Annotated in this window: 13 protein-coding genes; 2 read left to right on the top strand and 11 right to left on the bottom strand. The window is 58.6% G+C overall.

What is annotated here, in order from left to right:
- Positions 1-3: 3 nt before the first annotated feature.
- On the bottom strand, positions 4-789 hold the full coding sequence (locus tag ACJO3M_RS05765) for an MlaA family lipoprotein (protein ID WP_407000422.1): 786 nt from the start codon (positions 787-789) through the stop codon (positions 4-6).
- 92 nt (positions 790-881) lie between these two features.
- On the opposite strand from ACJO3M_RS05765, the gene ACJO3M_RS05760 reads away from it, so the two are divergent.
- Entirely contained in the window at positions 882-1,289 is a 408-nt protein-coding gene (locus ACJO3M_RS05760; RefSeq protein WP_407000421.1) for an acyl-CoA thioesterase, read from the top strand.
- Positions 1,290-1,302: 13 nt separating this feature from the next.
- Here the strand turns inward: ACJO3M_RS05760 and ACJO3M_RS05755 are convergent, their stop codons facing one another.
- The 3 genes from ACJO3M_RS05755 to ACJO3M_RS05745 form a co-directional block, all read right to left on the bottom strand.
- Positions 1,303-2,424 carry a beta-ketoacyl-ACP synthase III gene (locus tag ACJO3M_RS05755; protein ID WP_407000420.1) on the bottom strand — a complete coding sequence of 374 codons (1,122 nt, stop codon included), beginning with the start codon at positions 2,422-2,424 and terminating at the stop codon, positions 1,303-1,305.
- 101 nt (positions 2,425-2,525) lie between these two features.
- Entirely contained in the window at positions 2,526-6,470 is a 3,945-nt protein-coding gene (gene hrpA, locus ACJO3M_RS05750; protein WP_407000419.1) for an ATP-dependent RNA helicase HrpA, read from the bottom strand.
- Between the two features lie 160 nt (positions 6,471-6,630).
- Positions 6,631-8,304 (bottom strand): AMP-binding protein, encoded by a 1,674-nt coding sequence (locus ACJO3M_RS05745; protein ID WP_407000417.1) that lies wholly within the window; start codon positions 8,302-8,304, stop codon positions 6,631-6,633.
- Between the two features lie 185 nt (positions 8,305-8,489).
- On the opposite strand from ACJO3M_RS05745, the gene ACJO3M_RS05740 reads away from it, so the two are divergent.
- Positions 8,490-8,975 (top strand): MaoC/PaaZ C-terminal domain-containing protein, encoded by a 486-nt coding sequence (locus ACJO3M_RS05740; protein ID WP_407000416.1) that lies wholly within the window; start codon positions 8,490-8,492, stop codon positions 8,973-8,975.
- Here the strand turns inward: ACJO3M_RS05740 and ACJO3M_RS05735 are convergent, their stop codons facing one another.
- From ACJO3M_RS05735 to ACJO3M_RS05705, 7 genes are read right to left on the bottom strand one after another with little or no spacing between them, the layout of a single operon-like run.
- Positions 8,976-9,929, bottom strand: coding sequence for an AgmX/PglI C-terminal domain-containing protein (locus ACJO3M_RS05735; RefSeq protein ID WP_407000415.1), 954 nt, complete (start codon positions 9,927-9,929; stop codon positions 8,976-8,978).
- Positions 9,922-10,416: an ExbD/TolR family protein gene (locus ACJO3M_RS05730; RefSeq protein ID WP_407000414.1), complete on the bottom strand. Its 495-nt coding sequence runs from the start codon at positions 10,414-10,416 to the stop codon at positions 9,922-9,924. The genes ACJO3M_RS05735 and ACJO3M_RS05730 overlap by 8 nt, the downstream gene beginning before the upstream one ends.
- Positions 10,413-10,952 (bottom strand): biopolymer transporter ExbD, encoded by a 540-nt coding sequence (locus ACJO3M_RS05725; protein ID WP_407000413.1) that lies wholly within the window; start codon positions 10,950-10,952, stop codon positions 10,413-10,415. Before ACJO3M_RS05725 ends, ACJO3M_RS05730 begins: the two co-directional genes overlap by 4 nt.
- 16 nt (positions 10,953-10,968) lie before the next feature.
- A complete protein-coding gene (locus tag ACJO3M_RS05720; RefSeq protein ID WP_407000411.1) occupies positions 10,969-11,616 on the bottom strand; it encodes a MotA/TolQ/ExbB proton channel family protein in 648 nt (215 codons plus the stop codon).
- Positions 11,617-11,632: 16 nt separating this feature from the next.
- Positions 11,633-11,932 (bottom strand): hypothetical protein, encoded by a 300-nt coding sequence (locus ACJO3M_RS05715; RefSeq protein ID WP_407000410.1) that lies wholly within the window; start codon positions 11,930-11,932, stop codon positions 11,633-11,635.
- 27 nt (positions 11,933-11,959) lie between these two features.
- Positions 11,960-12,340: a hypothetical protein gene (locus tag ACJO3M_RS05710; protein ID WP_407000409.1), complete on the bottom strand. Its 381-nt coding sequence runs from the start codon at positions 12,338-12,340 to the stop codon at positions 11,960-11,962.
- Complete coding sequence (locus ACJO3M_RS05705) at positions 12,333-15,110, bottom strand: tetratricopeptide repeat protein (RefSeq protein WP_407000408.1); 2,778 nt, start codon at positions 15,108-15,110, stop codon at positions 12,333-12,335. Before ACJO3M_RS05705 ends, ACJO3M_RS05710 begins: the two co-directional genes overlap by 8 nt.
- Positions 15,111-15,115: the final 5 nt, after the last annotated feature.

Genomic DNA, 15,115 nt, shown 5'->3' with positions numbered 1-15,115 from the left:
CGATCAAAAATTTTCCAGCATCAGATCATCATTGTCTTCTGCAAACGGATCAGACGTGGTTTTGCCATCGTTGATCAGGTATTCCCTGCGTTGCAGATACGCGCTCCTGACAAAAGTATAGCCGTCTCCGGACATAAAGCCTTCTGCGGGGATGAGATCGGCTCGTTTATCGACAATCTGCAGGGCCCTGGCGAAGTAAACTTCCGGCTCCTCCACGGCGTCCCAGGCGGACGGAATAACCCAAAAATCAGTGCTCAGCCCGACAAAATCCCGGGGGTTGGATGGCCCCAGGAGTGGCAGCATCAGGTATGGACCGGACTCAACCCCCCAATAACCCAGGGTCTGACCAAAATCCTCCGGACGTTCCGGAAGCTCAAAAGCCGTAGCGACGTCAATCAGCCCTCCCAACCCGAATACGGTGTTGTAGGTGAACCGACCAGCCGCCACAACAGCGGCCTCGCCCTTGAGCTGGAACAGACTGTTTGCGAAATTACGGACTTCGGAGAGGTTATTGAAAACATTGGTCACAGCCCGGTCGGCGAACCCTGGCATCACCGTACGGTACGTCTGGGCTACCGGCCTCAAGAACCAGTTATCGATGGTCTCATTGAAGGTATAGACCTTGCGATTCCAGTTTTCATAGGGATCACTTTCATTAACCGGCCCGGACATCTCGGGGGCGGGTTCCTGCACGTTTTGGGCGGCCACCTGCGCAGCGCCCCCCACGAATCCGATGAGAGCGGCCAGCACTATGGCAAGTGCCCGGCACCGGGAAAAATAATCTGTCATTTTTGAGCCTGAGGTTGTTAAATCCGTTTCAGTTCGTCGAAAATACCGGCTCTGTTTTTCTTTTTATTCGCTCTCAGGTTCGGAGGAACCCGATGTCAGTACCGGGAAATCTAGTCAACACTTTGTCCGTCCCCCTTCGCTGGGGAGATATGGACGCATACGGCCACGCCAACAATACGGTTTATTTCCGCTTCTTCGAGGAAGCCCGGATCGTATGGCTGAGATCCCTTGAATTAGGCGGACCCGAGGCAGCCGACGGGCCGATCATTATAAAGACCAGCGCCACCTTTCTGAAAGAGCTGAACCACCCGGCCACCGTTGTGGTGAAAACATACGCCGACAAAGCCGGCAATACCAGTCTGGATACTTACCATACCCTGACGGATGCCGACACGGGTGAATTGTATGCAGAGGGTTATGCCAAGATTGTCTGGTTTGACCGGGCAGCCCGCTCATCCACCCGGCTGCCGGACACACTCAGGGCCCTGGCAGCCGAATAGATATCAGCAGGGGCTATCGGCGGCGTACCACTACGCTGCCGATGGAGTAACCAGCCCCGAAGGAGCAGATCACGCCCAGGTCACCGGATTCCAAATCATCCTTGTGTTTGTGGAAAGCAATGATGGAGCCGGCGGAACTGGTATTGGCGTATTCATCAAGAATCACCGGCGCCTCATCGATATCGGCATCGCGACCCAGCACCTTGCGGGCAATCAACTGGTTCATGTTCAGGTTGGCCTGGTGAAGCCACATGCGACGCAGGTCATCTGCCGCCAGTGACAACCCCTTGAGCTGGTTCAGGATCGTTTCCGCAACCAGCGGGGACACTTCCTTGAAGACCTTCCGACCCTGCTGCACGAACAACTTGTCCGGCTTACCAATGCCAGTCTCATCGCCCCGATTCAGGAAACCAAAGTTATTGCGGATGTTGTTGGAGAACTTGGTCTTGAGGCTGGTGCCCAGAACCTCGAACCCCTGCCCTGAAGCTGTATCTTCCTCTCGCTCCACCAATATCGCGGTACAGGCGTCGCCAAAAATGAAGTGGCTGTCGCGGTCACGGAAATTCAGGTGGCCGGAACAGATTTCCGGGCTGACCACCAGCACAGCGCGGGCACTGCCGTTTTCCACGGAATTGACCGCCGCCTGCAGACCAAACGTTGCCGAACTGCACGCCACGTTCATGTCATAGGCAAAACCTTCAATACCCAGGGCGGCCTGAACTTCGACAGAGATCGCCGGGTATGGGCGCTGCATGTTGGAACAGGCAACGATCACCGCATCCACGTCTGCCGCCGTCTTTCCGGCCTGTTCCAAGGCTTCCTTGCAGGCTGCCACCGACATATCACACTGCACGGAGGGCTCATCATTCCCACGCTCGGGGATGTGCGGCGCCATACGCTCCGGATCAAGAATGCCGGTCTTGTCGATCACATGACGACGTTTAATACCGGATGCCTTTTCTATGAAGCTCGAGGAAGAAGGCTGCAGAGCTTCCAGTTCGCCACGGGCGATCTCGTCGGCATGCTGGCCATTATGGATTTCAACGAAGGCGTTGAATGCCTCCACCAGTTCGTCGTTGTCGATGGTTGCAGGCGGTGTATACAGACCGGTTCCGCTGATGACGGCTTTAATCACGCTAACCCCACGTCATGGTAGTGAAAACAAATGAAAGAACGTTCCGCTTATGCACCAAATAGTAACACAGTCCTGATAATTTGCTCGCGCCGACGAAGGTCTCAGACCCGGGTCTTCTCCCACTGGCGGTCCAGCCTTTTAACAGACACCGGCATGACTGTGCCCAACTGCTGGGCAAAGAAAGACACCCGGAACTCTTCCAGCATCCACCGATACAGCACCAGTTCCGGATCCCGTACACCCTGGCGCTGCTGCTCCGCCTGTTTACTGGCGTAACGCGACCAGAGCGGCTCGATCGTGTGAAGAAACTCCCGCTCACGCCCCATTTCCCGCGGCATTTTCTCGAAGCGGACAGACGCCGCTTCGAAGTAGCGGCCAAACTGTTCCAGCCACTGGGTCGGGGTGGCGACCAGAAAGCCGGGATAGACCAGGTTCTGAAGCTGAAATTTCAGGTCCGCCATGCTGTTTGCCTGCGCCAGGCTGATCTTGCCTTTCAGCTGTTTAGCCACGGCATGATAGCCTTTCATCGCCTGATGGAGGTGTTCATCCGCCTGCTCCAGGGCCGGGATGAAATCCCCCCGGCCGCCGTCGAAAATGGCTTCGAACTGTTGCCGGTCACGGGGCAAACCGTCCGACAGAAAGTGCTCCATGGCAGTCGCCACCAGCAAATCATCCAGTAACACTCTGGCCTGCCCCACCGGTGCAAACATCAACGCCGAACCTTTGAAGTACGGAAGTTTTCGTTCCAGATCATCCAGGGTGTTGCCGAACCGGTTAAGCATCAGCCGGGCGACCGCCTTGCGGGTGGCATCCTCCGCGGTCAGCGGGTCCAGGTAGCGGGCCTGTTTCACGGCTTTACCAAGGTCTTCCAGCGCCGGGTAGACCGTCACCTGCATACCGCCTTTTTCGGTCTGGACTGACTTCGGGAGCGACCCGAAATCCCAATCGACATACTCCTGCTCCGACTGGGAGTCGTCAGGTGTCTGGGCAGCGGAGGCCAGGGCCGCTTCGGCCTTGCCTTCAAGCTGGTCCTGCAGCACCGAGGTTTCCCGCCCTTCGGCCATCAACTTGTCGCCATCCCCCATCACCCGGACGTTCATCCGCAGGTGTCGGGGCAGTTCGTCTTCCGGCCAGGCCTCTGGATCGATCCGTACCCCGGTCATTCGCCGCAACTGTTCTCCCAACTGGATTGCCAGGGGTTGATTGGACGGCTGCATATTCTCCAGGGCGGCGTCCACAAAATCCGGTACCGGCACAAAGTTCCGACGCAGCGACTTGGGAAGTCCTTTGACGAGGGCGATGCATTTTTCCCGTAGCAGTCCTGGCACCAGCCACTCAAGCCTGCGTGACGGAATCTGCTTCAGCGCCATCAGCGGCACCTGCAAGGTGACACCATCCCGCTCACTCGTGGGCTCGAATTCGTAACTCAGGGGATACTGCACACCTTCCCACTCGAGATAATCCGGGTACAGCGAGTCCGCTTGTTCGTCCACCGGACGCTGCAGGATATCCTGCTCGGTGAGCTCCATGTTTTTCAGTTCGTCTGCACTGAGGCCTTTCCACCAGGTCTCGAAGTGGCGACCGCTGACTATGTCCTCCGGCAGACGCTGGTCGTAGAACGCCACCAGGGCTTCGTCATCCACCAACAGATCACGACGCCGGGTTTTCTTCTCCAGATTCTCGACCGTATCCAGCAACGCCCGGTTACGCTCGATAAACGGAGCCCGGGAGCGGTAATCACCTTCCACCAGTGCACGCCGGATAAACAGTTCCCGACATTCCTTCGGGTCTACCTTGCTGTATGGGATGCGCCGGCGCGGTACCACATCCAGCCCATACAGGGTGACTTTTTCATAGCCCATGACCTGTGCGCGCTTTTGCTCCCAGTGGGGCTCAAAATAATGGTGCTTCACCACATGCCCTGCCAGCGGCTCGATCCATTCCGGCTGTATGGCGGCCACCATGCGGGCGAAGACACGGCTGGTTTCGACGATTTCCGCCGCCACGATCCATTTGGGGGCGCTTTTGGACACCTTGGAGCCGGGGAACAGGGTCACCTTTCGGTTGCGCGTGGCCAGGTACTCGCGCTTTTCCACCTTGACCGCGACCTGCCCCAACAGGCCTGCCAGGATGGCTTTGTGCAGGGAATCATAAGATGCGGGCTCAGTATTGAAAGCCAGCTTCTGTTCGCGGCAGATCAGGGTGAGCTGACGGTGGATATCCCGCCACTCACGCATCCGCATCCAGGACAGGAAGGTCTTCTGGCAAACCTTCTTGAGCTGATTCTGGGACAATTCCTGGCGCTGTTCCTCATAGAAATTCCACAGGTTGAGCAGGCTGGCAAAGTCTGACTCCTTGTCGTTAAACGGCGCGTGGGCCTGGTCTGCAGCCTGCTGTTTTTCCTGAGGGCGCTCGCGGGGATCCTGAATGCTCAGGCCGGCGATGATCACCAGTGTTTCCGCCAGGCTGCCAAGCTCCGCGGCGGTTACCAGCATCCGCGCCAGCCGGGGGTCCAGCGGCAACCGTGACATGGTGCGACCAAGGCGGGTCACCTGACGCTTGTCATCGACGGCGCCCAATTCTTCCAACAGCTTATAGCCGTCATTGATCAACCGGCGGTCCGGCGCCTCCAGAAACGGGAAATGACGAATTTCCCCGAGGCCGGACGTCGCCATTTGCAGAATGACAGAGGCCAGGTTGGTGCGAAGAATCTCCGGATCGGTGTATTCCGGGCGATTGATAAAATCCGTCTCGTCGTACAAACGGAAGCAAATGCCCGGCGCCACCCGGCCGCAGCGCCCTGCCCGCTGGTTGGCACTGGCCTGGGACACGGGCTCAACCGGCAGGCGCTGAATCTTGGAGCGCACACTGTAGCGGCTGATACGCGCCACGCCGGTGTCGATGACGTAACGAATCCCGGGCACCGTCAGCGAGGTTTCTGCCACATTGGTGGACAACACAATGCGCCGGCCCCGGTGCCCCTGGAAGACGCGGTTCTGCTCCTGATTACTCAAACGGGAGTACAGCGGCAGCACCTCGGTGTGCCTCAGATCCACATGGCGCAGCACCTTGCTCAGGTTGCGGATTTCCCGCTCGCCCGGCAGGAACACCAGGACATCGCCCGGAGGTTTCTTCTCCTGCCGTTCGTGCTGCTCGATTTCGTCGATAGCGCTGATCACCCCGTCCGTCCAGCTCTGGTCGCGGTCATCCTCATCACCGGTCAGGGGGCGGTATCGAACATCCACAGGATAGGTACGGCCGCTGACCTCGATGACAGGCGCATCACCAAAGAAATGGCTGAAGCGCTCCACTTCGATGGTTGCCGAGGTGATGATCACTTTCAGGTCGGGCCGTTTGGGCAGCAATTGGCGCAGGTAACCCAACAGGAAATCGATGTTGAGACTGCGCTCATGGGCCTCATCGATAATCAGGGTGTCGTAGCGATCAAGGAACCGGTCATGCTGGACTTCCGCCAGCAGGATGCCATCGGTCATCACCTTGACCCGGGATTGCTCGGAGGTGTTATCAGTAAAACGAACCTGATAACCCACCTGCTGACCGGTCTGCTCTCCCAGTTCCTCGGCAATGCGCCCGGCCACGCTGCGCGCCGCAAGTCGCCGCGGCTGGGTGTGGCCGATCAGCCCACGGATGCCCCGGCCGCTGTTCAGACAAATTTTGGGTATCTGGGTGGTCTTGCCTGAGCCGGTTTCACCGGCAATGATCACCACCTGGTGTTTTTCAATCGCCTCACGGATGTCATCCACCCGATCGGACACCGGCAGATCCGGCGGAAAGGTCGCGGGCTTGTGCAACGCCTGGCGTTGTTGCACCCGCGCCAGCCCACGATCAAGCCAGCCCGCCATTTTCTCCAGGTCTTTCTGCCCCGGCTTCCCCTTTTTTCGCGCCAATAGCTTGTGGATGCGGGCGGCCTCCTGCTGATTGCAGGCGTCCAGTTGCTCCATGATGGCTTTGACTACAGCCTTGCTGTCCGGCGTGGAAGCCTTATCCGGTGTGGCAGATACTGATTGCGACGGGGTCCGGGACATGAACAGGATTCACCAGTGTCGAGATGGATCAAAAGGAAATTGGCGCCAGTCTAACGGGAACTGCCTGCCTGTTAAACGAAAAAACCCCGCCTAAGCGGGGTTTTCTGGACCGTAAAGCCTGCAAGCGCAGGCTTTAGCCGGGTTTTACTCTCGGCCTTTATCAGGCGTTCGCTTCGTCACGCAGTTCGCGACGCAGGATCTTGCCTACGTTGGTCTTGGGCAACTCGTCCCGGAACTCAAAGTTCTTGGGTACCTTGTAGGCGGTCAGGCGCTCACGGCAGAACTCTTTCAGTTCATTCTCGGAAACACCTTCGGCGGTCGCCACCAGGTATACCTTGACGGCTTCGCCACTCTTGGCATCCGGAATACCCACGGCGGCGCACTCAACCACCTTCGGATGGCTGCTGACCACGTCCTCAATCTCGTTCGGGAAGACGTTGAAGCCGGATACGATGATCATGTCCTTCTTGCGGTCCACGATCCGGATATAACCGTCTTCCTGGATCAGCGCAATGTCACCGGTCTTGAGATAACCATCCTCGGTGAAGGATTTCTGGGTATCTTCCGGACGCTGCCAGTAGCCGCGCATAACCTGTGGGCCCTTGACGCAAAGCTCGCCAGGTTCGCCCAGCGGGGTCTCGTTTCCTTCGTCGTCAATGGTCTTGATCTTCGTGGACGGAATCGGAAGACCAATCGTACCCAGCTGAATAGCGCTGTGCGGGTTGAAGGTCACGACCGGTGATGTCTCGGTCATGCCATAGCCTTCGCTGATTTCACAACCGGTGACGCGCTGCCACATCTTGGCGGTGTCGCTGGTCAGCGCCATACCACCGGAAGAGGTCAGCTTCAGCCCGCTGAAGTCCAGGGCCTTGAACTCGTCGTTATTGCACAGCGCCACGAACAGGGTATTCAGACCCAGGAACGCGGTGAACTTGTGGTTCTTCAGCTCCTTCACGAAGCCAGGAATGTCGCGGGGGTTCGGAATCAGCACGTTATGGGCGCCGGCTTCCAGCATGATCCCGCAGTTCAGGGTAAAGGAGTAGATGTGGTACAGCGGCAGCGGCGCGATCACCACTTCCTGACCTTCCACCACGATGTCTTCCATCATCGGGCGGGTCTGCAGCAGGTTGGCCACCAGGTTGCCGTGAGTCAGCATGGCGCCCTTGGCCACACCGGTGGTACCGCCGGTGTACTGCAACACGGCAATGTCGTCCTGCTTGCATTCAACCGGGGTAAACTTTTCCCGGGCGCCGGCACTCAGCACCGCAGGCAGCTTATGGGCCTGAGGCAGGTTAAACGGCGGCACCATCTTCTTGACGTGTTTGACCACGGCATTCATCAGCGTACGCTTGATCGGTGAATGCATGTCGGCAATTTCAGTCACAATGACATGCTCAATGCCGGTCTGCGGCAGCACCTTCTCGGCGTTTTCCGCCATGTTGGCAAGAACCACCAGAGCCTTGGCGCCGGAATCGTTGAACTGGTGCTCCATCTCCCGAGTGGTGTACAGCGGGTTGGTGTTCACCACAATCAGTCCGGCGCGCATGGCGCCAAATACCACTACCGGGTACTGACTGACGTTGGGCATCTGCACGGCGATGCGATCGCCGGGCTTGAGATCGGTCTTGTTCTGCAGCCAGGCAGCAAAGTTACGGCTCTGGGTGTCGAGATCACGGTAAGTCAGGGTGGCGCCAACAGCACTGAATGCGGGCCGATCGGCGTATTTCTTCACGGCCTGCTCAAATACATCAACCATGCTTTTGTATTTGTTCAGGTCAACCTCACCGGGTACACCAGCGGGGTATTTGTCCTGATAGAACTGCTCGAAATCCATCACCATCTCCTGTTTGGCGCTTGTGTTTATAATGATTTACCAGTGTCGTTGTGATCAGAAAATCAACCCGACAAAAGTATCAGCCGAAAAATGAGGGGGAGAGAATAGCAGTTTTGAGAACAATGAGGTAGTTTTCAGAGCACACCTGTTCTGGACTTTTAATCTGCAAAATCGTGGAGCAACTGATGAGCGAAACGCCGGACACCCTTGACAATATCACCTACGATGAACTGTATGAGGGCGACTCCGCCACCTTTAGCCGCACCCTGACGGAAGATGAGCTGATATTGTTCGCGGCTGTTTCCGGTGACGTGAACCCGGTACACCTCGACTCCGAGTTCGCCGCCGAATCCATGTTCAAGGAACGCATCGCCCACGGCATGTGGAGCGGTTCACTGATTTCCGCTGCGCTCGCCACGGTGATGCCGGGCCCCGGAACGATTTACCTGGACCAGAGTCTGTCCTTCAAGCGCCCCGTCAAGCTGAACGATACCCTCACGGTAAAACTGACGGTGCTGAAGAAGGAAGCGAAAAACCGGGTCGTGCTCGAATGCGACGTTCGCAACCAGAAAGACGAAAAAGTGGTCAGTGGCGAGGCAAAGGTCATTGCCCCGACCAAGAAAGTATCACTGAAGAAGCCCCGCCTGCCGAAGATCATCATCGAGCACTGATCAGCCCGGCAGGAAATCGATCGGGAACTTCACTTTGCGGGCCGCCACGTCGTCGGCCCCGAAGTTGAACAACTGAACCCGGGTCGCGATACGACGTTCAAGTTCCGGGTGATCCAGCTCGGAGCTGACCACCTCACACCGGGAAACCGAACCGTCCGGCTCAATCACCAGCTCCAGCAACACCTTGCCCTCCAGAGTGGGATCCTGCCTCAGCTCACGGCGGTACAGCGAGTACAGCGCGGTTTTCTGGGCATCAAACACCTGGCGGATATTACTCATTCCCCGCTCATCCGGGCCCTGGTCCGGCTTTGCCACCGGCTTCGGCGCCTGCTCAGGGGCGACCGCCACTTCACGGACCTGATGCTCCTCAACCTGTACCTGTTTGGTCGGACCGCGATCGGCCGCAACGCCACCACTGCCACTCAGAGTCTCGCCAGTTCCGGGATGGTCACTCTGTATGTCACGGGAACTGTCGGATACATTGGCAACCAGAGCAGGTTCCGCATCAGACTCAGGGGCGCGCAATGCCGCCAACTGATCCTTCATGGCCAGCAATCCCGAGCGTGAAGCCCTTGCCCTCGCCTGCTCGACGGATTGCGATCCGGTTTCCTCGACCGTCGCCGGAGCTACCGGCTGATGCACCTCTTTCTGACGGTCCGGCGCTGGCTCCTCGTCCACTTTTGCTTCCTGTTCAGGTTCGGTCGGCGGATCCTTGACCGGCTCGGGCACGCGGACCGGCTCCGGCGGGTCTTGTTGCTCAATCAGCCGTGCCAGCCGGGGCGGAACATCCGCAACCTCATTCCGGTCCGGTTCGGGCACCTCCGTCAGCGGGATCAGGATCGCAGGCGGCAGGCACAGCACGAGCATAAATAACAGAATCAAACCGAAACGACCGGTTTCCCCGTTTTCCGGCGTCCAGGGCAGCTCCATCCGATTGCGGCCAGGCTCAGCCATTGCGGACCTCCCCATCGGATTCGACCGCAAGCCTCACCCGGCGGTACTGCTGATCAACGCAGGTCTGCATAATCTTCCGTAACAGCCGGTAGTCGGTGTCGCGCCCGGCCATGATGGTCACCTCGAACCCCTGCTCCGGCACCTCACCCCGGCGCTCACGGTGCCACGCCAGCTCCTCCGACAGGCCCGTCACGACGGCCTCTCCCGTCTCAATGGCGTCCAGATGAGCCACTTCCCGGCCCTGTACCAGAACGGACCGGTCACTGACCTGAACAGTCAGGGTCTCTTCTGCTTTCTGCTGCGCAGAGGACAGAGGCAGCGGAACATCCGAGTTGTTCTGCATGACCTTCACATCGGAGGAGTTGACCATCAGGAAGAACACCAGGATGGTGAAAATATCCATCAGCGACACCAGGTTCAGGCCCCCGGTGCGGTGCATGCGTCGATAATGCCGCTGCATGCGACGGGCCCGGCGAGATGTTTTCATGCCCCCTCCCCTGAATTCCCTTCCGGCGCCTGCGCTACGGCATTGAGTTCGCGATCCGCCGGGGCATCCGCCAGTGCGACATCCGGAAACAGTTCTGCCTCCACACGACTGGCAGCAACAACGGTCGGATAGGAGCGCACGGTATCCATGGCGGTCACCAGGGTCTGGTAGTCAATATCCGGCCCGACCTCAAGCACCACATCCGTCTTGTCCGGCACCCGCGCCTTGATGCGCTTGAGGGTATCGAGCAGGCCAGCGAAGTCCTGTTCGCTTTCCTGTAACGGCAGGGTGCGGATAACGCCACGCTCGCTGTCGGAAATTTCCATTCCTTCGGGAATCAGTGTCACTACCAGCCGCAACTGTTCGGCGGAGGGCGCCTGCCCCGGCTCCATGCCCGGAAACTGCAGCTCAATGGTCCGGATCTGGCTGAACACCATTCCCAGTAACAGTACCGGCACCAGAACAATCATCAGGTTCAGAAAGGCGGTAATATCCAGCTCCGGGCTGTTCAGGGCCCGGCGATGTCTGCGTCTCATACTGTTAAATCCCGGCTCAGGCGGCAGATTGGCTGGCGCCCGAATCTGAAATGATGTTCAGTAACTTCACCCCGGCCATCTCAAAGCTGTCGACGATCTCGTTTGTGCGGGTTTGCAACAGCGCGTGAAACATCAACAGGGGTATCGCAGACATCAGACCGAACGCAGTGGTGTTCATCGCCACGGAGATGCTTTCAGACAACAGCGTGGCCTTCTGGGCCGGATCCGCTGCCGCCACGGCGGTAAACGCGGAAATCAGACCAATAATGGTGCCAAGCAGCCCCATCAGGGTGGCAATATTGGCCAGGGTTGCCAGGTACTGGGTGCGTTTTTCAAGTCGCGGCAACACCTCCATTAACCCCTCTTCCATGGCGTATTCGATCTCTTCCCGGCGGTTGTTGTTCAGCAGCCGCCCGATTCCCGCGCCCATAATGGAGGCAATGGCGCTGTCGGAACTGCTCGCCGCTTTCATCGCGCGCTGATAGTCCCGTTTTTGCAGCAGCGGTAAAATGCCCCGCTCGAAGGCCCGCCGGTTACGGCGGCGCACCGAACCCAGATAAATATAACGCTCCAGGGTTATGGCAAGGCCGATCACCAATACCACGGCGATGGGGTACATGAAGGGACCACCTTCCTGAAAAAAACGAATCACGGTTTCCAGCATGTTCAGACTCCTGCAGTTACTGCGCAGACAGGTATGAATCCGGTGACGGATTCAGGGTTTCACGAAATATCCGATGACGCTCAAGCGCCAAAGGATCCTGGGGTTCAAGTAAATCGGGAGCGTGATCGTCCAGCTCTGCCCGGGGCCTGCGCGGCAGGGTGGGCGGTTGCCAGGGCAGGATGTACAACACGCCGGGATCATCATCCCGGGAGTAATCGGTTATTCCCTCGACGCTCAAGGCCTCGTCAGAACGCTCACCGGGCTCCTCCGCCAGGGCGTATCCGCTGGTCACAACCATTACGATCAAACCCCTCATCAGGGCACCGGGCATTCGACGAACCATCTATTGAAGCCTCCGTTCCAGATCCGCGATCCATCCCGCCACCAGCTTGTCCTCGCTATCGGTCAACGCCCGATAGCGGCGGTAGTGATCCAGTGCAGTGTCGAGCTCAAACAGATAGAGTTCGGAGATGACCGCAAGGTTGTAATGCAACTCGGGAGTTTCCGGGGCTAATTCGATACCGGAGCTAAGCAGCCTGGCGGCTTCCCGGAACTGCCCTTGCTCCCGTAATGTCAGTGCCTGGTTGTTCATCGCCACGATGTCTTGCCTGGTGAGGGTCTTTGCTTCAGAGCTTTCCAGAGATGGCTCGTTACCCGGCTGGCTGGCACAACCAGCCGTCAACAGCAGGACAATCATTGCTACCAGAGAGCGGATGTCAGGCATCATCAGGCTCCTCTTGCGTCATCCAGCGCACCTCCCGTGCGTATCGTCCGGGAAAAAGCGTTGCCAGGGCTTCCAGGCTCTTCGCTATCCATTCGCTGTACTCCCCATCCGCCAGCCGCTCATGATTGCGGGCATGAAGGTCGATGGCTTTCTCTTCAAACGGGTAGGCTTCTTCCTCAAGCAGCATCTGGTATTGCGCCTGCTCAAGTTCATTCAGCGTTTCCGGGATGTCAGACGTCATCAGGTCAGCCGCGAGGGTCCGATAGAGTTCGGCGTGGCGGAACATGGCTTCGGACTGCAGCCTTTCCCCATCCAGCCGGCTGGCCTCGGCGAAGCGGTCCCGGGCCTGCTCAAGCGCAGCCTGTTTGCGTGCCAGTGATTGTTCCAGGGGGTGGACAAGTGCTATGGCCTCAAACTCCATGGCGGCTGATTGCCCCAGCGCCATGGCCGCATCAGCCGACCATCGCAGGGTGTCAGTTGAATGCCACTGGCTGCCGAGCTCAGCGCTCACCAGTTGTTCCCGATACAGACCGGGTGATATATCCGACTCCAGCAATCGCTGGCGCATAGTCTGACGCTGGATATGCTCGCTGGCGTTGGCGGACTGCCCGGGGCCGGCGAGGTATTGCTGATAGAGATCGTTGCGACGATGCACCGCGCCGCCCTCGTGGAAGAACTCCGCTGCCCGCAGCTTTCGGGGCCAGGCATCCACCTCATGGGCGACCGCATCCATCAGTTCCGATGCGGCCCGGACAGGCTGCCCAGACCTCGAGTAGGCCAGTACCAGTTTATCGCTGATTGCGGCTGTCAGGCCGTGTGCGGGGAAATCGGAACGGAACCGGGTCAACTCGTTGATCGCAGCCGGCCATCGTTCCGCCTGAAGCAGGCTGTTGGCAGCATCGTAGCGTCCCTTGATAGCAATATCGGAACCCGGTAATACCTTCCCCACCCGCTGGAAATGCGTCACGGCGGAATCGGTATCCCCCGCTTCCAATGCGGCCTCTCCCTGACGGTAGACCGCAGTGGCCAGCTGCCGTTGTAATGCTTCCACCTCATCCGGATCAATCCCGGTCAGGCGATGCTCTTCAATCAGCGTTGCGGCGTTGCGCCAGGCATGCTCTGCCTGCCCATGGCGAGCGGCTCTGGTATGGACTTCGCCAAGCACCAGCCAGGCGCTGTACGTCTCCTCCGGAGTTGCGGAAGTCTGGGCCTGGACTCGCTCAGCAAAACGGCGTGCATCGCCGTAAGCTTCCTGCTCCAGCCAACGGTTGGCAATATCAGCATTGAGACCGGAAAGCCTGGCATCACCCGGAAAACGATCCGCCAGTCGCTCCGCCGCCAGGGACAATTGCTGGAGACTGGTCTCATAGGCTATCCGGCTGTCGAGTCCGTTCCGGTGAATGGTGACGGCTGCCCAGGCGGCGTCATCTGCATCAGGGTACGAGTCGAGGTGATAGGCCGCCTGCAGGTAGTTATCAAGGGCATTCTGGTACTGCCCCGCCTGTAGCCGGGCGTCGCCTGCCAGCCTCAGTAAGTCACCCGTGTCCGGCGCGCGCTTACTGAGCCCTTCGTAGTAAGCCGCCGCCTTCGCAAAGTTGTTGCCAGACGCACTCTCACCCTGCTGGTAATAATAATCCGCCAGCCTGCGGCTCAGCGTCTGCCACAGCGCCTGATAGGACTCCGACAGCTTGCCGTACTGCTGATCATTTCCATACGCGGCAACGTAGGCTTTCCGCGCTTCGCGAACGCGGTCGGGGCTACCGGCCATGGACCAGACATCAATTATCTGTGCCATAAAGGCCGGCGCCTCGGGGTGATCCGGCTGCCACTGGACAAAGGCCTGGTTGACCGCAACGCTGTCTGCGAATCTGCCAAAGCTGGCGTAATGGTCCGCCAGCCGGTCAAAAATCAGATAGTCATAGGATCTGGGTCCGCCGCCGGCCAACCAGGCAGTCAGGGCGTCAATTCCCCTGGTCTCAGCGGCCATCAACGCCAGTACCCGCAAGGTATCATCGACGAGTTCTGTATTACCCGCGGACAAATCCATCATGCTGGTGGCATCCGGCAACTGCTGATCAAGCACCGCCATAAAGGTTGAGGCCGCCCGGCTCCATGCGGCCTCACCCTGTTTGTACTGGCTCCAGCCCTGCATATAGCGGGCTTTGAGTTTGAGCCTGTCGCCACCGGCCCCCGAAAACAGCCGGTTATATTCCGCCTCGGCTTCGGCGTATGCCGCCCGGGAAAACGCAGCTTCCGCGATCCGGAAACGGGCCTCGGGAACCAGCGGTGATTTCGGGTACAACCCGGTTAACTGCTTCAGCCGTTGAATGGATTCATCACCCTGCCCCACATAGGCATGGGCTTTGGCCATCTGGTACAGCAATTCGTCCAGCTTTCCTTGGAACGACCCGCTTTCGATGATTGATTCGTAACTGTCGAGGGCTTGCCGGTACAGTCGTTGCTCTTCCGCGTTATCCGTCTGAACCACCTGGCCAGACACCTGCTGAATGTTTGCCAGGCGGTTCAGGGCATCAATCCGGACTTCCGGTTTATCGGACGAGTCAAACAGGCGCTGGTAGCGTCTGGCTACTTCCCTGGGTGATATGGCCGGCATCGGGCGGGACTCGAACTTCAGGAATACCGGCCGCATGTCGGCAATGGTTTCACCATCACGGCCGAGTTCCACCCGGAATGACTCCTGGGCACTGACTCCGGACACACCGCCTGCCGCCAACCACAGCGCCATCAACGACCATCTTGGCACCTTCATTCCTG

This window comes from Marinobacter alkalisoli (genome assembly GCF_045449795.1).
Lineage (GTDB): Bacteria > Pseudomonadota > Gammaproteobacteria > Pseudomonadales > Oleiphilaceae > Marinobacter.
Note: the sequence above shows the minus strand (reverse complement) of the source record. Positions and strands in the feature narration are given on the sequence as shown.